The organism is Photorhabdus sp. RM323S (assembly GCF_042879375.1).
GTDB lineage: Bacteria > Pseudomonadota > Gammaproteobacteria > Enterobacterales > Enterobacteriaceae > Photorhabdus > Photorhabdus tasmaniensis.
This window is the reverse complement of record NZ_JBHFKZ010000109.1, coordinates 1-3352: the sequence shown is the minus strand read 5'-3', so window position 1 is coordinate 3352 and position 3352 is coordinate 1. Positions and strand designations below refer to the sequence as shown.

2 protein-coding genes are annotated in these 3352 nt (G+C 38.7%); both read right to left on the bottom strand.

Going from position 1 to position 3352, the window contains the following annotated elements; all coding sequences use genetic code 11:
* A partial coding sequence (locus ACGF7G_RS21750; protein WP_387468334.1) for a toxin occupies positions 1-1821 on the bottom strand: 1821 nt, incomplete at its 3' end.
* A 278-nt stretch (positions 1822-2099) separates the two neighbouring features.
* Positions 2100-3182 carry a YwqJ-related putative deaminase gene (locus ACGF7G_RS21745; RefSeq protein ID WP_387468333.1) on the bottom strand — a complete coding sequence of 361 codons (1083 nt, stop codon included), beginning with the start codon at positions 3180-3182 and terminating at the stop codon, positions 2100-2102.
* Positions 3183-3352: the final 170 nt, after the last annotated feature.

The window sequence follows — 3352 nt, the reverse complement described above, 5'->3', positions numbered from 1 at the left end:
TTGGGGGTAATATTCTTCGCGGCTGATAATTCTGCTTTTGGCGTCCAGCTCCAGCACGCTGCTGCCAATCAAATTGTCATAACTGTAACGTATCTGATCCCTGTCTTTATCACCGGGATTGACTTTTTCCCAGAGCAGCGCCCGCACTTGTGCGTGTCCTGCTTTTCCAATTGTGATCACTTGTAGGTTTTCGGTTGTTTTTGTACCTGATTTTGTTGTCCGCAGTTCCAGTCCGGGCAGGTAAACCACCCGTTGTTGCTGTGTGCTGTTAGCTGTCTGTTGTTCACTGACTTTTAGCACCCGCATTGCATTTGCGCTGTAGCGGTACCATTCTTTATCTGCCGTGCTATGGTTACGGTCGATCATTGTGACCTGTTGTAATTCACCTCTCTGATTCCAGCTCAGGTTTTGCCCCGTTTGCAGCGATATCTGATGTCCACCGGCATCGAATTGAGCATCCACATCTTCTGGCATCAGCCGCTTCTGTCTCAAGATAGCCCGATTGCTACGGTTGGATACGGTGATTTCTTTAGTATAAGTATTCTGGGTAGCTACGGAGCTATGTTGGATTTGTGTCAGGTTATTACTCCAGTCATAACGGTAGGTACGAACATATTTGGTGTAGATATTGTCATCAGAGGAAAGAGGGTCGATGAGTGTGGAAAATCGGCGACTTTGCTGACTAATATTTGCTGCCTCGCGGCCGGTAGATTCGATGAGCTGATATAAGGAGTCGTAGGTGTAGGTGTTTTTGGCTGTCACTTTCTGATTACGCCAGAAGCGGCTTGCCTCGGCACTATTATGAATATTGACCACATTGCCTACTGGGTCATATTCATAGCGTAAAGCTTGTAGTAGTTGCTCACTAAAGGCGAACTTTTTCGGGCGTTGGATGATGATATTGGTTAATCGTTGGGTTTCTGGTTCATAATAATATTTCGTAGCGACGCCGTTACCATGCTCTTCACGCAGCTTCTGACCTGTTTCCGAATAGATCAGGGATTTGACGATTATTTGCTCTGATTGCCCGTTGAGCGTTAACCAACTGCTTTTCAGTTGCCCTGTGACATCATACGCCAGACGTTGCCTATTTTCTTTGGCGTCAATTTGTATTAAAGGGGCACCGGTAGCATCAGTGGTGTTTTGTGTGGTGTAAATATCATTCTCTAATTTATTCAGCCAGGCTGATCGGCTATCACCGCTCCAGTCAGGCATTTGATCATCTTTCAACAATTGCAGTGACTGGGACAGGAGCGTACCGGTCAGAGACAAGCTACTGCGTTGATTCAGCCCGGTAGTGTCATAGTGACGTATATACTGACCAACCAGATTAAGGTTTTTTTGTGCCAGGGAATGCCCGGCCCAGATAAAACGTTCGGTAACCCGAGGAGCTTTTTCATCAGCGGATTGTTCACTGATTGACAGTAGGCGGCCAGGCAATGAGTTGTCTTCATATTGCCAGGTCTGCGTCACACCTGTTGCGTTTATGCTTAGAACCGGGCGATCTTCAATATCTCTCAGTGTCACGGTACATCCGGCATCGGTGCTTATCATGCGCAGTACCGTGCCTGTCAGATCGTATTGCCGGTAGAAATTAGGTTGCACGGTATTGTTTTTTTGCATCAGGTCATATAGGCGGGGGTCAATGCTTTGGGTCAGATTTCCGTGTAAATCATACTGATGATGAGAAATTCTTATATCGGTATCGTCGCCAGCTTTGGCTCGGTGGAAAACGATTTCCCGCACGGTCAGCCCCCGGTTGTCCAATACATTTACCGTGGGAGTGCCAGCATATACGGTTGGATCGAAGGTGAATGTCATTTTATGTTCCTTAGATTTGGTGAGGATCTTAAATGAGTGAAAAGGTAAACTCTTTCCCGATTGTATCCCTTTATCTATTCGTTATATTTGTAGATGTTAAAATAGTCATGAGATTTTAGCTTTAATTCAGCGCGTATATACTAAATAAGTATCAAGAGTTGTTGTGATGTAACTTATTTTATATTTCATGATGATGAGATATAAGATTTATTGACATAATGGCACTTTGTTTCCAAACAAGGTGCCATTATAAATCGTTTATTTAATCAAATACTGTTTTATATTGGAGATTCTTGCGACGTTTCATATCGAGATAATGTTAATGAAAAATTACTTCCTGCACTTGTCACTTTTCCGGTAATAACATTGATTGGAGATGACAATATCCCAGAGCAATTATGGCAAGCAGCAAAAGCATCCCCGGCTTGTTCTGTTGTCAGTCGCTGTGTAAAGATGGATGATTTCAATATATCTTTCATATAATCCTTGATGTTGTTGCTAGCAGATCTATTATTATTTTCATCGCATGAAATGAATAAATCATTAAGTGATAGTACCTCTGCATGCAAACCAGCAATACCCGCCATCGTGGGTAATATGTTTTCATTTTTAGTGAGATGATCTCTAATTAGGGATTCTGTTATTGGATGTAAAGTTTTTTTTGCTTCTGTATACATATCCTTGATCCCAGAAATAAAGTCTTCAATATTATTGATCTCGTAACAATTCGCTTCATTTGTAAATCGCAGTAGAATTTTCCATTTTTTTTCTTCTTCTTCTTCTTTTTCTTTCTCCATTAAAGTGTTATTAATAAATAACTTATTAAGTTCTTGCATATCTGAAATTTTTTTATTGTTCTTAATATAGTTTTCGATCATGGTTTTTTTATCTTCTTTTTTTTGTCCTTTTTTCTCTCCTTTTTTATTTTTCTTCTTAACTTCCTTGTTTTTTTCAGCTTCTTTATTTTCTTCAATCTTTTTCATTGATATTGACATAGTCGGTCTTTTTATTAGTTCAATACCAGGAAATAGCTTGCCATCTGCTAAGTTTTTATTATTGTCTTTTAGGTTAACAAATCCGTCTTTATATTTATAATTAGATTCTTTTATATCTCCAATCTCATATCCTGCATGAGCAGCGGTTTTTTTTAAATAATTTACATCATTATTATTAATGATTTCTCTCGTTTTCTCAGTAAATATTGTAGAATAAAGATCCTTTTTTAAATTTTTATCGGTTGACACTATCGCTTTTTTATCAGGAAGTTCCAGATGTAATGTATCTAATATGGTCATATTTGAATTTTTATCTCTGGAACGAGTTCTTTTAATTGTTTTTTCACGAGTATCATGTGTTGGCATTTTTAAACTCCATTATTTAATGGTTGAATTTTATATATACATTGACATATGATTAATTAGAGTTTTATTTGGAAAAATAATCTTTATGCTGTTTTTCTCAATAACAGTGTTCTGATTATTTTTTATGTTAAGATAATATAGGTAGATTCACTTTAGCAAGAGTGATATAC